We start from the raw sequence: 16,386 nt of genomic DNA, 5'->3' as shown, positions 1-16,386 counted from the left end.
AGATAAGTGCCAAGACAGAAACTTCTACCTCAGACACGAGGATTTTCAGATTGGTTCCCCTGAAGGTAAATCCCCAGGGGACTTGCGCTCCCCCAGGGGAATTCGAATCGGTCAGAGAATAAGCATTTATACTTATGAAAATAGAGGTTTATGCACCTCTGATACGAGGATTTTCAGACATAACGATCGCGTTCAGCGGACACAGACAACCTTTGCCGCTTAACGAAAAGATCTAGGATGTTCCGCTGCAACACGGTTGTTAGACAGTACGGCGCGGCTCACCGCTTCTTCATACTCCTACCACGACGATTGACCAATCTCAATCAGAACTCCATCTAAATCTCGAACATAAGCAACTGTTTGTCCCCAAGGTTTAACCTTGGGCTTCTCATAAGCAGTTGCGCCTGCCTCCACCGCTGTTGAGAAAGCAGTAGTAACATCATCAGTTTCAAAGCAAAGCTCAATTCCAGGCGGTAGATTTAACAAACTATTTTCCTGGAAGCCTGGGGTAAGATTGGCTCTCACAGGTTCACTGGAAGCGAAATGAAGCACGGCTTCCCCCAATTCCATTTCGGCAAACTGTCCACTTTCATGAATGAATCGTTTCTTCATCCCAAACGCTTTCTCATAGAAAGCAACGGATTGAGGGACATCTTTGACAAATAAACTGGTGTGGGCAAATTTCATCGGGCTTGCTCCTAGAGGGTAACAGCCAAACAATTTGTACAATACAGAGTAGAATTGCGGATGGTCAATGCCTAAACGTCCTCATTTTTTAACCAATCGTCCAGAAAATTCATGCTACTTCCCGATGCCTTGACCGATATCCTGCAATCGATCCACTTGCAGAGCACAATTTTGGGTACGGCTCTCTTCACAGCCCCTTGGAGTGTTCGAATTCCTGACGACGATCATGATGAAGCTACAATTCACGTCGTGATGCAGGGGCAATGCTGGTTATTCCTTGAGTTGCGATCGCAACTGATTCATCTAGAGGCGGGAGATTTGGTTGTTTTGCTTCAAGGTCAAGAACACATTCTTTGCGATGATCCTGCAAGTCCTACAGTAAACCTTGAAGCGGTCATTGCCCGCAAACCCGACCCTGGTTATAAGCAGCTTGCTTATGGCGGCGGTGGTTCACTCTCTCAACTCGTATCAGGAACCTTCAAGTTTCGAGGAGATCGCACTCACAATCCGCTTTTATTAGCCCTGCCAGAATTTATCCATGTGAAAAACGAAACGGGTCAACTGATTCCCTGGCTTGAAACCACATTACAATTCATTGCCTCTGAAATTGAAATTAATCAACTTGGCTGTCAATGTGTTCTTTCTCGTCTTGCAGATGTGCTATTTATTCAAGCAGTTCGAGCTTATGTTGCAGAACTCCCAGTAAATCAAGCAAACTGGCTACGTGCCTTAACAGACATCGAGATTGGTATGGCTTTATCCCTTATCCACCATTACCCTAACCGTGCTTGGACGGTTGCCTCACTCGCTGAACAACTTTCAATGTCTCGTTCTACTTTTGCGGAGCGATTTAATCAGTTAGTGGGTCAGCCACCTGTGCAGTACTTGACAACTTGGCGAATGGTTAAAGCAGCAGAACTATTGCGAGAAAGCCAATTTAGAATTCGAGAGATCGGTGCTCAGGTAGGCTACACATCCGAAGTTTCTTTCAGTAAAGCATTTAAGAAATGGGCAGGAACGGCCCCAGGAGTCTATCGCCGGACGTATTACGCACAAAACCACATTGAAAGTAGTGCTGTCTAACGTCGCTGTTGAGCGGTTGCTAGCAAGCTCTGGTTCGATACCCAAGATCTTTCGCCAATCCGCTCCAACAGAATTGTTCGACTGCGCGTTGGCTCTCTACTGACCTAGATAGTGTGTCTCGATCGCCTCTTCTGCAATCTGCCCATCAACTTTACCAACCTTGTAAACTTTAGCGTGAGAGCGTGAACTGACTGCACAAGCAAACTCGCCATCAACAAAATGTGCAGCGGCTCCGTCATCCGCCGCATAGCCACTGATGATCTTATCCTCACTCAATAATTTATGCAGAGAGGGTCGTCGCTCAACTTCCCCATCGTAGTGAGGACAAAAACTTCCTCGAATAATTCCCAAACATGCTAACACCCTGAACTGACCAGGAACTGAATCTGTACTACATTGCTCAAACCAGCAGTTTGCGCCTGCACTGATACCTGCTAAAACTGTGCCGTTCTCATAAGCTTTGCGTAGAAAATTATCCAACTTCCATTCGCGCCACAACGCGACCATACTTTTCGTATTGCCTCCACCCACGTAGATAACATCTTGCTCCATCAGGAAGGATTCGAGATCTGCTATCTCAGGATGAAACAATGAAAGATGGCTAAGCTTTGCGTCCAACTGTGTAAATGCTTTGAAGAACCTGAAAGTATACCGAACCGCATCATCTGTGGCATGAGGTAGGAAACATACAGATGGTTTGGCTTTCCGAGCTTGCTTGATGATGTATTGATCAAGTAGTGGATTTTCAGGTTCCATTGAGAAACCGCCGCCACCCATTGCTATTACTTGACGCTTAATCCCTGTCATCAAAATTACTCGTTAGTAGAATTATAACTTGAATGTACCACCCATAGAAAACTTTCAAACGCTGTCGTCACCAATAACCTAAGCAGTCGAACTATTAATAGATGGAAACTTTCCGCCTAAGATCCCAAATTGGATGGATAGGCAGAAACTTTCCGCCTATCTCTCCTAGCTTACTGGACTAGAACTGGCATAAATCACCGTTCAGTTATAGTCTGCAACCCCGATTCTCTCGTTTCTGTTAGCTCCTACGCATAGGCTGAAAAGCCGATTCTTTCGCTGCACTTCTGCGGGATGCAGCAATAAAGCATAAACAAGAAACACTGTGCTTGTTTCCTTCAGCGATAGCTATCACCGTCTTTCATCAGCAATTTTCGTAGCCGCAATCTCCAATACAATCGCCTCTCCTATCGATTGGGTTAACACCAGAAAACCCAACATTAGCTCTTTTTAAGACTAAATTGTGCGATCGCCCTCCTCTCTCTTACCGTTCAATTGCCTGTGATCGGAAAGAGCGCGATCGCTGTGAGTCAGTAAAGCCATGCGATCGCCGCTCCATCTCTTACAGTACACAGCGGCTGCGATCGCTTACTATTTATGTAATAAGCAGTTGTTAGTCCTATGACTCTAGTACCTACCCTTGCAAAGCAGTATATAGAGCAGCGAGACCAGGGATATTGGGTCGAAGGAACACGCATTTCCCTTGATTCAATTGTTTATGCTTTCTTGAATGGTGAGTCTCCTGAAAGCATTGCTCAAAACTTCCCACTGCTCTCGCTGGAGCAAGTTTATGGTGCCATCACCTTCTATCTGGCTAACCGAGAAATAATTGATGCTTATTTAGAAGACGGTGAAGCAGAGTTTCAACAGTTGCAACAGTCTTTTAGGGAAAAGAGTCCACTTTTGTACCAAAAATTGAAAGTTGCTCAAGCCCAGAAGCAAAATGCAGTATGACGAGGGTTCGATTTCAAGCTGATGCCGACCTCAAACAAGCAATCGTCACTGGCACAATCCGCAGGCAACCTAACCTGGACTTTCAGTCAGCCAATGAAGCAGGGCTTGAAGGTATAAAAGATCCAGACGTTTTAGCCATTGCAGCACGAGATGGCAGGGTGCTTGTCACGCACGATCGCAAAACTATGCCGACTGAGTTTGGTCAGTTCATTTTTTCGCAACCGAGTGCTGGCGTTCTGATTGTTTCCCAAAGTCTCCCTATCAGCGAAGTGGTTGACGCACTCATTCTAGTGTGGGAAGCATCTACTGCCGAGGAATGGATCAATCAGCTCATGTCTCTTCCATTTTGAAGTCCACGGAAGTTTTACTGTGCGATCGTCCTCCTCTCTCTTACCATTCAAACCGTCTGTGATCGCTCTATTACAATAAAGGTGTATCGGGAATCCTTACTATTCCTATGGTTTCACACCCCCTGGACATCACCACCCTACCCAGCACCGAAGAGCTACCGTGCTCGGATGATATCCCTGTGGATAACGAGGATCAGAACTTACTGCCCAATCTATTACTATTCTCCCTGGCACTGCTCTGGTCAGATCGCATGGATTGGTATTTTGGCGTGGATATGGCGGTGTATCATACCACCGGGATCAGCCCTAAGGTGCCTGTCGTACCCGATGCCTTTTTGAGCCTGGGCGTTGAGCGTAAAAAGGGAGGCAAGTCACGCCGTAGCTACGCGACCTGGGAAGAAAATAATACCCCACCTATTTTGGTGTTAGAGATGGTGTCGCACCGTCCAAATGATGAGTACGACAAGAAACTCGAACTCTATGCCCGGTTAGGGGTACTCTACTACGTGGTCTACAACCCAGAGTTTTGGCAACGCGACCGCCACCAACCCTTTGAGGTCTATCGGCTGGAGGGAGACACCTATCGGCTGCAAATCGGTGAACCGTACTGGATGCCAGAGATTGGGTTAGGTCTTGGTCGAGGGCGGCAGGTCATTGGCGGCATTGAGCAAGAAGTGTTGCTCTGGCACGATGCACAGGGGCAGACTTATCCCATGCCGGGGCAACGAATGCAAGAGATCCAAAGTCAACTCATTGCCCAACGCCAGCGCACCGAAGCAGAACGCCAGCGGGCGGAACGTCTGGCGGAGTATGTGCGATCGCTCGGTGTTGATCCAGACAACTTACCGGAGTAGGAAAGAGCGATCGCGTTCCTTTACTGATTTGACCAACCCGATCGCGATGAAAGTGTACTGATACCCATACCATTCTACTGTTCTTTCGTTGCAGGGAGGAATGTCTGAGCTGGATAGCAATTTAAAGCCGTGCTGTTGGGCAAGGGCGATCGCTGTCTGCACCTCTTCGGACGAGAAAATGCTCCAGGATAAGCCAAAGGGTTTGATGGCTGAATCGACCGGAATTTTCTCCTGCCAATAGTCTGTTGTGATGAACAAAATGCCGTTGGGTTTGAGGATGCGGTAGGTTTCCTGGAAGAAACGCTTTAGATCTACACCATGTTCAACAACAGAAATACTGACGGCACAATCAAAGGACTGCTCTGGGAAGGGTGTAGCGATCAGATCTCCCTGGTGAAGTTGGTACGGACGATCGCCGGATGACGGTTGAATCGTTAAATCAATCCCATGTAGTTGTTGAAACCCCAGGGCCGCGAGAAATTCTAACGTACAGCAATCTCCACAACCGAGATCAATGATGGGGCAGTGGCGATCGCTCTGCGCTAGGCGTTGGGCAAGTAGCCACTGATCCCAATTTTTCTCTACTGTAAGGTGAGTTGGCAGTTCTCGGTTACGGAGCGCTTGAGTTGCAAGCTCAACCTCTTGCAGGGTTTGTAGAACCTGAATCACAGCGGCATTCCTAGCTCGATGGTGTCCAAAGCGTAATGGGTTTTAAGCTCTTCATGGGGTCACTTATGCGGGGTAACGTTGAAACAATTGCTCCAAACGAATGGGTAGCTCCAACCCTACTCGCGCTGTAACACAAAGAAGAACGGTTGTTCCATACCCTTTAAGTCCATGACGCTAAACACTGTACTAGCATCAACTTTGCGAAAGATATCGTGAATGGGTAGAGCGTCATAAATCATCGTCGCACTCTCCTTACCACGGTAATTGGTCAGGCGAAGCCGTGCACACGATCGACTCGTGGTAAACAACGGTAGGGATAGCTGAAGAGCCCGTCCTACAACTTCTGACTTTGGAATAGGTAGACGATCGAGCCAACGGACTACTGGCAGCATCCAGACCGGATCAACGCTTGCTGTGCCGCCACTTATCGCTTTAAACACGAGCGGATGGACATGCTCAGCGTCATCAAAGCGCTTGCCGTGCCATTGAAACGCCTCAAGTACGCCATCGAGTGGGTGATCGGTAGGAAAGCTCGTACCTTTCCATGAGCCAATCATAAAGTTGATATCGGCGCGATCGAGGCTGTCGAAAATGTCCCACGTCTCAGCCGTGCTTACTTTGCCGACAGCAACTGCTTCAGAAAATGTCTTCACACGTAGTCTCCATGTGCAAAGTGTCTTGGGAGCTCATTATAGTGAACAGAATCTTTCCGCAACAGAATCTTTCGGTACAAAGTCAACACGGTGGTACATTAGCCATAGCCGTCGATCGCTGATTACATTACGCCTGATTCAGCAACACCGAAATCGTGTTGGAACCATTATTTGCCACGACTAAATCGAGTTGACCATCGCCATTGAAATCGCCCACACCAAGACCCAACGGATCTTTCCCCACCGTGTAATTCAGCGCCGTCTGGAAGGTGCCATCGCCATTCCCCAGTAGTACCGAGACGGTGCCAGAGGACGCATTCGTCACTGCGAGGTCGAGCTTGCCATCGCCATTCAAATCGCCTGCACTGATATCAAAGGGAAGGCTACCGACGGCATAGCTGACTGCCGTTTGAAACGTACCATTCCCGTTTCCCAACAACACCGAAACCGTTTGGGCACCAGGATTTGTGACTGCCAGGTCAAGCGTACCGTCGTTATTGAAATCATTCACACTGAGTTCGCCTGGGCTGCTGCCTGCCACATAGTCAACCGCCGTTTGAAAGGTGCCATCTCCTTTCCCTAGTAGCACCGAAACGGTATTAGCTGTTGTGCCATTGTTTGCCACTACTAAATCAAGCTTGCCGTCACCGTTCAAATCGCTTGAAGTAACACCAAAGGGGACACTTCCTACGGCATAGTTGACCGCTGGTTGAAAGGTGCCATCCCCCTTTCCTAACGACACCGACACCCTATTGGAACTGGCCGTCACTGCCAAGTCTGGCTTGCCGTCGCCGTTAAAATCACTGGTATTGATACCTGCGAAGTTTGCGCCTGTAGCATGGTTAATTGCTGCCTGGAAGGTGCCATCCCCGTTCCCCAGTAGCACCGAGACGTTGTTAGAGATGATGTTTGTCACTGCCAGATCTGGCTTACCATCACCATTAAAGTCACTGGTGCTAATACCAGATGGAACCCTTCCTACAGCATAGTTAACCACTGGTTGAAAGGTGCCGTTTCCATTTCCTAGTAGTACCGAAACCGTGTCGGTGCTACGGTTTGTGACGGCTACGTCAAGCTTACCATCGCCATTGAGGTCGATCGCGCTAAGACCATAGGGGAAGCTTCCTGCGGGATCATTAACCGCTGGAGCAAAGAGGGAAAACGTGCCGCTACCGACAATCTGCCAGTTTTGATCAGGTACTGGGGTAGTCAACACGGCGTTTGCCAGAGAGGTGCTATGCATCAACCAGATGGCATTCTCCCCGGTCGCCTGGTTGCGCCACACCAGGTCAGAATTGCCGTCCTGGTTAAAGTCACCTGTGGCTTGAATCTGCCAGATCGGGTCTACTACCTCATCAATAATCACACCACTGATAAGAGAAGTCCCATTCATCAGCCAGATCGCATTCTCCCCTGTGGTCTGGTTGCGCCACACCAGGTCAGAATTTCTGTCGTTGTTAAAGTCACCCGTGCCTACAATCTGCCAGTTTTGATCCGCGATCGGTGTTGTGTACATACCGCTAGAGAGAGAGGTATCATTCATCAGCCAGATCGCATTCTCCCCTGTGCTCCCATTCCGCCACACCAGATCAGAGTTGCCGTCCTGATTGAAGTCGCCGACTCCCACAATGTGCCAGTTCAAATCTGCTACTGGAGTGATGAACACGCCGCTGGAGAGAGACGCTTCACTCATGAGCCAGATGGCATTTTCCCCTGTGACCTCGTTTCGCCATACCAGATCGGAGCTGCCATCCTGATTGAAGTCGCCCGCTCCAGCTAGTTTCCAGTTTGAATCTGGTACGGCGGTTGTAAATCTTCCAACCTCTAGAGTGGTGCCATTCATGAGCCAGATGGCATTCTCTCCGGTCAGTGGATTTCTGAAAAGCAAGTTCTGTCCTAAGTCAAGACTGGTATTGGTAGCAGGCATAGAGTAGCGTCTCCTGAAATCTAAGTCTTGGGGCTAAAGATCTGAGCAAAGAAGCGGAAGTCACTGTGGCGAGGTTGAGACTTGAGCAAGTTTGCATTCAGGTATCGACCAGTTAAGCACCAGACCCTTTTCATTTCCTTGCTACGGGACTGAATACAAGACACGTCATACCCGTTACGGAGATTTGCGCTATACCATCAAAACGAGTGCGGCCCTCGTCTTCCGTCTAACGTTTCTCAGCATTTGCCCAGCGACTGATTCAACGTTCAAGCGGTGCAATACGAATGCTCTGACAGACGATCGCATCGTATCGAACCACAATGGCAGTGCAATCATTGCATTGAGCAATATGAAGGCGAGGCGCGATCGCTTCACACTCTTGCGTCACGACTGGTTCAACGACACCACTACACTTCTGAGGGTTGGCAGCGTTTCAGTCATAGCTAAGTCGATCTTGCCATCGCGATTGAAATCACCAGCAACGATACCAAAGAGACTGGTTGCTGCCTGATAGTTGATTGCCGCTTGGAAGGTGCCATTGCCATTTCCCAATAGCACTGACAAAACGGGGTAACTCTCATTCGCCACAGTTAAGTCGATCTTGCCATCGCGATCGAAATCGCCAATGACAACACTGCGTGGACGACTTCCTACCGCATAGCTTACCACTGCTCGAAAGGTACCAGTGCCAGTCCCCAGTAGCACCGACACCGTGTTGGAGTTCAAGTTCGTCACAACTAAGTCCGTCTTACCATCCACATTGAAATCGCCTGTAGTCACACCAAAAGGAGTATTTCCCGCCGCGTAGTTCACCGCTGTTTGAAAGGTGCCAGTCCCAGTCCCCAACAGCACCGACACTGTGTTGGAGTCGAAATTCGTTACGACTAAGTCCGTCTTGCCATCCACATTGAAATCGCCCGCAACAATCCCTAAGGGAGAATTGCCCGTCGTGTAGTTCACCGCTGTTTGAAAGTTACCAGTCCCATTGCCCAGCAGTACAGAAACCGTGTTGGAGCCAAAATTCGTCACGGCTAAGTCTGTCTTAGCATCACCATTGAAATCGCCCGCCGTGAGATCACCCGTAATCATCCCCAAAGGAGTGTTTCCCACTGCATAGTTCGTCGCTGCTTGGAAGGTACCATTCCCGTTCCCCAGCAGCACCGAAACTTGGTCAACAGCATAGCCACCATTCGTCACAGCTAAGTCTGTCTTAGCATCGCCATTGAAATCACCTGTGATGACACCACGAGGATTGTTTCCCACAAAGTAGTCCACCGCCGTTGGGAAGGTACCAGTGCCAGTGCCCAGCAAGACCGTCACTGTAGAACTACCGAAATTCGTCACAGCTAAGTCTGCCTTAGCATCGCCATTGAAATCACCTGTGCTAACACCATTTGGATCGTTTCCTGCCATGTAATAGGCCGCTGGCGCAAAAAGGGAAAACCGACCCGTGCCTACAAGCTGCCAGTTTGCATCCGCAACCGGGGTAATCAGCACCCCGCTGGATAGAGAGGTGCCGTTCATCAGCCATACCGCATTCTCCCCTGTGGCCTGGTTGCGCCACACCAAATCAGAGTTGCCGTCATAGTTAAAGTCACCCGTACTGACGATCCGCCAGTCCAGAGCCGCCAGCGGGGTGCTTATCACCCCGCTGGATAGAGAGGTGCCGCTCATCAGCCAAATAGCATTCTCCCCAGTAGCCTGGTTACGCCACACCAAATCAGAGTTCCTGTCACGGTTGAAGTCACCCATGCCCACAAGCTGCCAGTTCAAATCCGCTACGGGTGTCGTAATTACACCGATCGACAAGGTGGTGCCGCTCATCAGCCAAATAGCATTCTCTCCTGTGGCTTGGTTACGCCACACCAGATCAGAGTTGCCATCACCATTGAAGTCGCCAGTGCCCTTAATCTGCCAGTTCAGATCCGCAACAGGTGTTGTATATACACTGCTGGACAGGGTGGTGTCACGCATTAGCCAGATCGCATCCTGCCCCGTGGCTTTGTTACGCCACACCAGATCAGAGTTACCATCCCCGTTGAAATCACCCGCTCCGGACAATGACCAATTGTCGCTGGCGACGGGTGTTGTGTATCGTCCCACATCCAGGGTAGTACCGTGCATCAGCCAGATAGCATTCTGTCCGGTCAGTGGATTCCGGAAAACTAAGTCCTGTTGTAAATTAAGGCTGCTACTGGTCGCAGGCATAAGGCAGTCGTTCCTAAAGTATCTCGCCGAGATCCATACTCTGCTATGGCAAAAAAATAAGCAATCAATATAAAGTTGGTGTGAGAGTCTAGGTGCTTTGCTAGCGGAACCGACGTCGAAGGATGTGCATTAAACGCAATACAGCTCCTTCCTGTCCACGGCACTGAATGTGCGTTACCAAGAAGAAGCATCCTTGGTGGAAAGCAGCGCTGCATGCGTTTGGTTCCGCAAAAACAGGCTTGTAGGAACCTGTTAATCACCCCATTCATCAGCCTACTCAATGATTAAACGTTGCCATGCAAACACGTTGACGATCGCATCGTATCCAACCACAATGATTGTGCGATCGCTCTGATTACACGAACCTTTGGCTGCTGGCAACTAATCGAAAGTTTGCTTCACTTTCTTCAAACATGAGTAATACGATGGAGTAGACACGCCCTGTTTAGCGCCACATACCAACGACCCATGAATCCTTCTTCGCCTCAAGATCTGCCAAGTGAACAGCTTGCTCGTTACATCGAACAAACCAACGGCATCACCAAACCCTGGCTGCTTGTGCAACTGCGCTTAAAAAAGCTGCAAGATCAGCGAGACCATCTTTCTGCTGACGAGTACGAGCAAACGTTGGCAGATATTCATCAAGATATGATGAACCTCGGTGAGTGGTGGATAGGCAGAGAAGATGAGGTGTTTGGTTAAATCATGACAAGGCGTAGAAAGGTGGTTGCAGACAAGCAGCCGTCAACCGAGATCAACTTCAGTGATCCTCAGTATTATTTCAACCGCGAAATTAGCTGGTTAGAGTTCAACAACCGGGTGTTGCACGAAGCGTTTGATCCACGCACGCCTTTGCTAGAACGGCTGAAATTCATGGCGATTTTTAGCTCAAATCTAGACGAATACTTCATGGTGCGAGTGGCAGCACTAAAAGAGCAAGTAAGCGCCAAAGTCACCCGCAAATCAGCCGACGGACTCACACCGCAAGCACAGTTGGATTTGCTTAGCCAACGCCTGCATCCAATGGTGACACAGCAGCATCGACATTTTGAACACGCACTGCGTCCCCAGCTAGCGACAAAGGGGGTTCATCTTCTTGACTATATCGATCTCAATCAAGAACAACGGACGTATCTACAAACGTATTTTGAAGAGCAAATCTTTCCTGTACTGACACCACTGGCGATCGACCCTGGGCATCCCTTCCCCTACATCTCCAACCTCAGTCTCAATCTAGCGGTCGTCATTCAAGATCCAGCGACAGGGGAAGAACTCTTTGCCAGGGTGAAAGTCCCCAAAATTTTGCCGCGCTTTTTGCCTCTGCCAGAACACTTACGGCGGCAGCAAAAAGATGTGCCTGCAACGTGGACAGCAGTACCCCTAGAGCAAGTGATTGCTCACAATTTAGGGAGCCTGTTTCCAGGCATGAATATTCAGGAATATTATCCGTTTCGCATTACCCGCGATGGCGATTTAGAAGTGGCCGAAGACGAAGCAGACGATTTGCTGCTGGCGATCGAGCAAGAGTTGCGTAAACGACGCTTTGGTGGCTCGATCGTGCGCTTAGAAGTACACGCCTCGATGCCCGAATTGGTACGCGACACCCTACGGCAGGAAATGGATCTTGCGGAGAATGATGTCTACGAGGTCGAAGGGTTGCTATGCCTGAGCGACTTGTTTATGCCGACTAATCTGCCACTGCCAGAGCTAAAAGATCCGGTTTGGCGATCGACTTTGCCATCTCGCTTACGACGAGGGATGGAACCCGATCGCACGGCGCTCGATCTGGAAGATGACTTATTTGCCACCATCCGCAAACAAGACCTGATGGTGCACCATCCCTACAACTCATTTACCAACACGGTACAGCGCTTTATCACGCAAGCAGCGCATGATCCCGATGTCCTGGCGATCAAAACAACGCTCTACCGTACCTCTGGCGATTCGCCGATCGTAGATGCACTCATTGCAGCGGCAGAAAACGGCAAACAAGTCTCTGTGCTGGTGGAACTCAAGGCCCGCTTTGACGAAGAAAACAACATCAACTGGGCACGCAAGCTTGAGAATGTTGGCGTTCACGTGGTTTATGGTTTGGTCGGGCTAAAAACGCACACCAAAGTCATGCTGGTTGTGCGACGAGAAGAGGGACGCATTCGGCGCTATGTCCACATCGGTACAGGCAACTACAACCCCAAAACCGCTCGCCTGTATACCGACATCGGCTTGCTGAGCTGTCGAGATGATTTAGGAGCCGATCTCACCGATCTATTCAACTATTTGACGGGCTATTCGCGCCAGCAGACCTATCGCAAACTGCTGGTAGCCCCTGTGAATTTACGCGATCGCATGCGATCGCTCATTCACCGCGAAAGCGAACATGCCCGCAATGGACACCATGCCCGCATCGTCGCCAAAATGAATGCATTGGTCGATCCAGAAATGATTCGGACGCTGTACGAAGCCTCTCAAGCAGGCGTGCACATTGATCTGATTGTGCGCGGGATGTGCTGTTTGCGTCCCCAAGTACCCGGCATCAGCGAAAACATCCGCGTCATCAGCATTGTGGGGCGCTTTCTCGAACACTCCCGGATCTTCTACTTTCACAATCAGGGGCAGGAAGAAGTTTTCATTGGCAGTGCTGACTGGATGACCCGCAATCTCGATCGCCGCGTAGAAGCCGTCGTCCCCATTGATGACCCCACTGTTGCTAAAGATTTGCAAGAAATTTTGGGCATCCTCCTTGCCGATAACCGCCAGGCATGGGATTTGCAACCCGATGGACATTACATTCAACGCTGTCCCCCAGCAGGCGTTCCCGAACAAAGCTCCCAGCGCATCTTGATGGAACTGGCGCAACAGCAGTAGGTTAAATGATGGCTTGGCAACAGACAGGTTCAATGAGTCACATTCAATTGACCGTCATTCAGACTTCGTTATGATGAACACATGAGAGAACCGACGACAGCACAGCTACAGAGCTTGTATCGGCTTTGTCATTTGTTGACTAACATGATGTTTCAACCTATTCACATCGTACGTCTAGATGAAAGAACTTGGAATCTGTTTATGTTAGCGGGAAACGGCGAAGAAATTGAGTTTGAGATTCAACTAGACGGAAGGATTGAGCCATGACAGAGATCAATTATGCTGCAATGGATGATCAAGAGTTAAAGCGCTACATGCTCACTCATCGCAATGATCAAACGGCATTCTATACATACATGGATCGACGACATTCTCGTCCTTCCAACACTGTTATAGAACCGAATGATCCAGCTTGGGAAGAAAAATTGGTTGCAGCAATTGAGGCTCAAATGGGGCACGATCGCTAGTGTAGAACTTGTAACGCATCCTCACGACGATCGTCAAGAATGAGCGCGATTCTCTTTCAGAGAGGCTACGCCAACACCGCCACTAGATCTTGACGACATGCCTCGATCGTTTCACCTTGCCCATTGGCACCGACAATTTCAGGACAATACGCGAAATACCCACCTTCTGCTGCTGCTTCAATAATTGCGGTGAACTCGTTATGCATGGTCGTCCCGGTATTACTTAAGTGAGCTTTTTGATTGCACGACAGTCCGTACGTCGATCGATCGCATTCCAGCACGGCGAGCCGCTTCTAAGCCCGTATCGGTATCTTCGTAAACGATGCAGTCGTGAGGTGCAACGTTTAAGCGCTCAGCCGCCAGCAAGAAGATATCCGGTTCTGGTTTGCCTTTCTCGACATCATCAATACTCACGATCGCATCGAAATAGTGGTGAAGTTGAATCGCACCCAGCGTTGCTTCCAGCACCGCCCTTTCTCCACCAGAGGCAACCGCCATTGGCACTTTGCCGTGATAGTGACGCACAATGTCTGCAACGGCTTGCACTTCCTTAATGGTGTGAGTAAGCGCCCGATAGTGCGGCTGTCTTCCAGTGATGACAGCGGTGGAATCAAACTCATAGCCAAACGTCGCTTTGAGGATTTCCAGCATTTCTTCCGCAGACGTACCACAGTATGCGTAGTACCAGTCTTTCGAAAGATCGGCTCCCACCGCTTTTAAGGCAGCAGACCACGTTTGGTAGTGAACGGGCAGCGTGTCGGCTAGCGTGCCATCGCAATCAAAAATCAGCGCTTTGTAGGGTGGCGTTGGCGCGATCGTAGAGACCATCATTCCATATCAAGAAACCAACTTCATGGTAGACAATGGCACGGCTTGATGTGTTCTCACAGCTTCACAACGAGGACTCAAATCCACACGACTAGATCTCATAGTGCCAAATTTCATCTTCTTTCAGCACAATACGGCGCAGGGGTAAGCGATGAATCAAGCCCTGCTGCTCAAATTGGCTGAGGGTGCGAGTAATGGTGACACGAGTCGTCCCCAACATTTCAGCAATATCTTGATGGGTCAACCGCAAATCGATTAAATGCCCGGTTTCCACCTCGCGACCAAACTTCTTCGCCAACCAGCCCAGCAGCTTAATCACCATTGCATCAATTTTGCGGTAGCTGCGAATGAGCGAAAATTCTTCGGCTTGCTGCATGTGGCGAAGCAGTGCCTCTGTTTCTTGATGCAAAAGACTGACGGGCAATAAAGAGACCTCTACCTTCGTCAAGCACTCAAGCTGATACGGCTCCACCTTTGATAGGGCTTTACCCACGATATCACCCGGCCCCCATAACCCAGTAGCCGCGATCGTATCATCTTCCAGCCAGGTAATTGTCCGCACCACCCCAGTTTCAATCTTCCATAGACTGGCCTGTCGCAGGGGTAACAGCGATCGCGGAGAAAATTGCTGTGTAACCACATCAGACGCCTGGATAGGATAGAGAGAGGAGAGTGACATACAACTAAAGTACAGTATCTCGATAGATTAATGATACTTTGTGCAAATGTCAACGGTAGGATGAAACGTGAAGGCACCGTTGCTCTACGATCGACATTCAAGCATTTATTCTGCCGCGAATGTCAAGCTATAGATTGTCATCAAGACGCGATCTTAGCTGCCGACAGAGCGCAAAGTACAGTAAACTTATAGAATAACCGATGTATTTCAGATATAGCTCAAATGGTTACCATGACTTGCTCTTGGAACGAGCGTCAAACGTTAAATCTGCCAAGAATTCTCTATGTCTAGCTTCTAAGGATGACTCCATGCGTATTGCGAACGATATTACAGAACTGGTTGGACACACTCCCTTAGTACGGCTGAACAAAATTCCGCAGGCAGAAGGAGCTTTGGCGCAGATTCTAGTAAAGCTAGAGGGCATGAATCCTGCGGCATCGGTTAAGGATCGCATTGGGGTGAGCATGATCCAGGCGGCGGAAGAGGCTGGCCTGATTACACCGGGAAAGACAATTCTCGTCGAGCCAACATCCGGTAATACGGGCATTGCACTGGCAATGGTTGCTGCCGCCAAAGGTTATCAACTTATTCTCACCATGCCCGATACGATGAGCCTGGAACGGCGATCGATGCTGCGTGGCTACGGTGCACAACTGGAGCTAACGCCCGGTGTAGAGGGGATGCGAGGGGCGATCGCACGCGCAGAGTTGATCGCGGCACAAACGTCCGATGCCTACATCCTGCAACAGTTTCGTAACCCTGCAAACCCTAAAGTACACCGCGAAACCACGGCGGAAGAACTTTGGGCCGATACGGAGGGGCAGATCGATATTCTCGTCGCTGGAGTGGGCACAGGTGGCACCATTACAGGCGTTGCCGAAGTACTGAAGTCGCGCAAGCCCAGCTTTAGAGCCGTAGCAGTCGAGCCATTGAGCAGCCATGTGTTAACAGGTGGCAAAGCAGGTCCGCACAAGATTCAAGGCATTGGCGCTGGGTTTGTGCCCGCCATTTATCGAAGCGATCTGGTGGATGAGGTGATTCAAGTGGCCGATGAGGATGCGATCGCCTATGCTCGTCGCCTTGCCAGAGAAGAAGGCTTGCTGTCCGGCATTTCATCTGGTGCGGCACTCTATGCGGCTATTCAGCTTGCCAAGCGAGAGGAAAACCGCGATCGACTCATCGTCTTCATTCAACCCAGCTTTGGTGAACGCTACCTCAGCACAGCCTTGTTTAAGGATCTGGCAGCCGTTGAGTATGCGGTGTTGAATTAGGCAGAAGGCGGAAAGAGGCAGGAGGAGAGCCAACGCCGTTAACAACAACCAGTAACAAGCAACTGCTGCAACTCGCACCTCAAAACT

Annotated in this window: 19 protein-coding genes; 9 read left to right on the top strand and 10 right to left on the bottom strand. The window is 49.6% G+C overall.

Going from position 1 to position 16,386, the window contains the following annotated elements; all coding sequences use genetic code 11:
* Positions 1 to 297 precede the first annotated feature (297 nt).
* Positions 298 to 687 carry a VOC family protein gene (locus AC5JLP_RS04715; RefSeq protein WP_496066755.1) on the bottom strand — a complete coding sequence of 130 codons (390 nt, stop codon included), beginning with the start codon at positions 685 to 687 and terminating at the stop codon, positions 298 to 300.
* 111 nt (positions 688 to 798) lie between these two features.
* On the opposite strand from AC5JLP_RS04715, the gene AC5JLP_RS04710 reads away from it, so the two are divergent.
* Entirely contained in the window at positions 799 to 1,770 is a 972-nt protein-coding gene (locus tag AC5JLP_RS04710; protein ID WP_496066754.1) for an AraC family transcriptional regulator, read from the top strand.
* A 96-nt stretch (positions 1,771 to 1,866) separates the two neighbouring features.
* Here AC5JLP_RS04710 and AC5JLP_RS04705 read toward each other — a convergent pair whose 3' ends face one another.
* Positions 1,867 to 2,577 (bottom strand): Type 1 glutamine amidotransferase-like domain-containing protein, encoded by a 711-nt coding sequence (locus AC5JLP_RS04705; protein WP_496066753.1) that lies wholly within the window; start codon positions 2,575 to 2,577, stop codon positions 1,867 to 1,869.
* Between the two features lie 618 nt (positions 2,578 to 3,195).
* On the opposite strand from AC5JLP_RS04705, the gene AC5JLP_RS04700 reads away from it, so the two are divergent.
* The 3 genes from AC5JLP_RS04700 (at position 3,196) to AC5JLP_RS04690 (ending at position 4,732) form a co-directional block, all read left to right on the top strand.
* A complete protein-coding gene (locus AC5JLP_RS04700; RefSeq protein WP_496066752.1) occupies positions 3,196 to 3,528 on the top strand; it encodes a DUF433 domain-containing protein in 333 nt (110 codons plus the stop codon).
* Positions 3,525 to 3,878 (top strand): DUF5615 family PIN-like protein, encoded by a 354-nt coding sequence (locus AC5JLP_RS04695; RefSeq protein WP_496066751.1) that lies wholly within the window; start codon positions 3,525 to 3,527, stop codon positions 3,876 to 3,878. Before AC5JLP_RS04700 ends, AC5JLP_RS04695 begins: the two co-directional genes overlap by 4 nt.
* A 107-nt stretch (positions 3,879 to 3,985) precedes the next feature.
* A complete protein-coding gene (locus AC5JLP_RS04690; protein ID WP_496066750.1) occupies positions 3,986 to 4,732 on the top strand; it encodes a Uma2 family endonuclease in 747 nt (248 codons plus the stop codon).
* Here AC5JLP_RS04690 and AC5JLP_RS04685 read toward each other — a convergent pair.
* From AC5JLP_RS04685 to AC5JLP_RS04665, 5 genes are all read right to left on the bottom strand, one after another.
* Positions 4,721 to 5,401 (bottom strand): class I SAM-dependent methyltransferase, encoded by a 681-nt coding sequence (locus AC5JLP_RS04685; RefSeq protein WP_496066749.1) that lies wholly within the window; start codon positions 5,399 to 5,401, stop codon positions 4,721 to 4,723. The two genes, AC5JLP_RS04690 and AC5JLP_RS04685, sit on opposite strands and share 12 nt — an antisense overlap.
* Positions 5,402 to 5,517: 116 nt before the next feature.
* The gene (locus AC5JLP_RS04680; RefSeq protein WP_496066748.1) at positions 5,518 to 6,054 is read right to left on the bottom strand and encodes a DUF4334 domain-containing protein; all 537 of its coding nucleotides are present in this window, start codon (positions 6,052 to 6,054) and stop codon (positions 5,518 to 5,520) included.
* Positions 6,055 to 6,181: 127 nt separating this feature from the next.
* Positions 6,182 to 7,981, bottom strand: coding sequence for an FG-GAP repeat domain-containing protein (locus AC5JLP_RS04675; RefSeq protein ID WP_496066747.1), 1,800 nt, complete (start codon positions 7,979 to 7,981; stop codon positions 6,182 to 6,184).
* Positions 7,982 to 8,240: 259 nt separating this feature from the next.
* Positions 8,241 to 8,369 carry a hypothetical protein gene (locus AC5JLP_RS04670; protein ID WP_496066746.1) on the bottom strand — a complete coding sequence of 43 codons (129 nt, stop codon included), beginning with the start codon at positions 8,367 to 8,369 and terminating at the stop codon, positions 8,241 to 8,243.
* On the bottom strand, positions 8,366 to 10,189 hold the full coding sequence (locus AC5JLP_RS04665; protein WP_496066745.1) for an FG-GAP repeat domain-containing protein: 1,824 nt from the start codon (positions 10,187 to 10,189) through the stop codon (positions 8,366 to 8,368). Before AC5JLP_RS04665 ends, AC5JLP_RS04670 begins: the two co-directional genes overlap by 4 nt.
* A gap of 468 nt (positions 10,190 to 10,657) precedes the next feature.
* On the opposite strand from AC5JLP_RS04665, the gene AC5JLP_RS04660 reads away from it, so the two are divergent.
* The 4 genes from AC5JLP_RS04660 to AC5JLP_RS04645 all read left to right on the top strand — a co-directional run bounded on the left by AC5JLP_RS04660 (position 10,658) and on the right by AC5JLP_RS04645 (position 13,521).
* Positions 10,658 to 10,891, top strand: a complete 234-nt coding sequence (locus AC5JLP_RS04660) for a hypothetical protein (protein WP_496066744.1) — start codon at positions 10,658 to 10,660, stop codon at positions 10,889 to 10,891.
* A gap of 3 nt (positions 10,892 to 10,894) precedes the next feature.
* A complete protein-coding gene (ppk1, locus tag AC5JLP_RS04655) occupies positions 10,895 to 13,054 on the top strand; it encodes a polyphosphate kinase 1 (RefSeq protein WP_496066743.1) in 2,160 nt (719 codons plus the stop codon).
* Between the two features lie 81 nt (positions 13,055 to 13,135).
* On the top strand, positions 13,136 to 13,321 hold the full coding sequence (locus tag AC5JLP_RS04650) for a DUF6888 family protein (protein WP_496066742.1): 186 nt from the start codon (positions 13,136 to 13,138) through the stop codon (positions 13,319 to 13,321).
* Positions 13,318 to 13,521 carry a DUF6887 family protein gene (locus AC5JLP_RS04645; protein ID WP_496066741.1) on the top strand — a complete coding sequence of 68 codons (204 nt, stop codon included), beginning with the start codon at positions 13,318 to 13,320 and terminating at the stop codon, positions 13,519 to 13,521. The genes AC5JLP_RS04650 and AC5JLP_RS04645 overlap by 4 nt, the downstream gene beginning before the upstream one ends.
* 65 nt (positions 13,522 to 13,586) lie before the next feature.
* Here the strand turns inward: AC5JLP_RS04645 and AC5JLP_RS04640 are convergent, their stop codons facing one another.
* The 3 genes from AC5JLP_RS04640 to AC5JLP_RS04630 all read right to left on the bottom strand — a co-directional run bounded on the left by AC5JLP_RS04640 (position 13,587) and on the right by AC5JLP_RS04630 (position 15,028).
* Positions 13,587 to 13,727, bottom strand: coding sequence for a type II toxin-antitoxin system HicB family antitoxin (locus AC5JLP_RS04640; RefSeq protein WP_496066740.1), 141 nt, complete (start codon positions 13,725 to 13,727; stop codon positions 13,587 to 13,589).
* Between the two features lie 13 nt (positions 13,728 to 13,740).
* A complete protein-coding gene (locus AC5JLP_RS04635) occupies positions 13,741 to 14,352 on the bottom strand; it encodes an HAD family hydrolase (protein ID WP_496066739.1) in 612 nt (203 codons plus the stop codon).
* 88 nt (positions 14,353 to 14,440) lie between these two features.
* Positions 14,441 to 15,028: a Crp/Fnr family transcriptional regulator gene (locus AC5JLP_RS04630; protein WP_496066738.1), complete on the bottom strand. Its 588-nt coding sequence runs from the start codon at positions 15,026 to 15,028 to the stop codon at positions 14,441 to 14,443.
* 308 nt (positions 15,029 to 15,336) lie between these two features.
* Here AC5JLP_RS04630 and cysK point away from each other — a divergent pair, with 308 nt between their 5' ends.
* Positions 15,337 to 16,299, top strand: a complete 963-nt coding sequence (gene cysK / locus AC5JLP_RS04625; protein ID WP_496066737.1) for a cysteine synthase A — start codon at positions 15,337 to 15,339, stop codon at positions 16,297 to 16,299.
* Positions 16,300 to 16,386 lie beyond the last annotated feature (87 nt).

This window comes from Stenomitos rutilans, assembly GCF_059505485.1.
The sequence above is the reverse complement of the archived record's forward strand: the minus strand, read 5'-3'. Positions and strand labels throughout refer to the sequence as shown.